1 pseudogene is annotated in these 472 nt (G+C 73.9%); it reads left to right on the plus strand.

Annotated features, from left to right (window positions below):
• Nucleotides 1–44: 44 nt before the first annotated feature.
• Nucleotides 45–472: pseudogene (locus IF43_RS40240) on the plus strand (DUF11 domain-containing protein); the annotation flags it as partial.

Here is a 472-nt window from a genome sequence, read left to right on the forward strand (position 1 = left end):
CCGCGTCCGCGGACCTGTCGGTGACGGCGTCCGGTCCGACGTCGGTGAGCATCGGTGACCAGGCGACGTACACGGTCCGGGTGACCAACGCGGCGTCCTCGACCGCGACCGCGACGGGCGTGAGCCTGACCGACACGCTTTCCGGCGCGGGCGGCACGCTGCTCTCGGCCGTCCCCTCCCAGGGCACCTGCACCCTCCCCACCGCCACGGGCGCGACGTGCGCGCTGGGCAGCCTGGCCCCCGGCGCCACCGCCACCGTGACCGTCACCGCCGAACCGCGCACCACCGGCACCCTGACCGACACGGCCTCCGCGACCAGCAGCACCCCGCAGGACCCGAACACCGGCAACAACACGGCCACCGCCACCACTTCGGTGAACAACCGTCACCGCCAACGACACCGCCAACGGCGGCTCCGGCTTCGACACCTGCACCACCGACCCCGGCGACACCCGCATCAGCTGCCCCTGAC

Origin of the sequence: Streptomyces sp. NRRL S-87 (assembly GCF_000719335.1) — a bacterium.
Classification (GTDB): Bacteria; Actinomycetota; Actinomycetes; order Streptomycetales; family Streptomycetaceae; genus Streptomyces.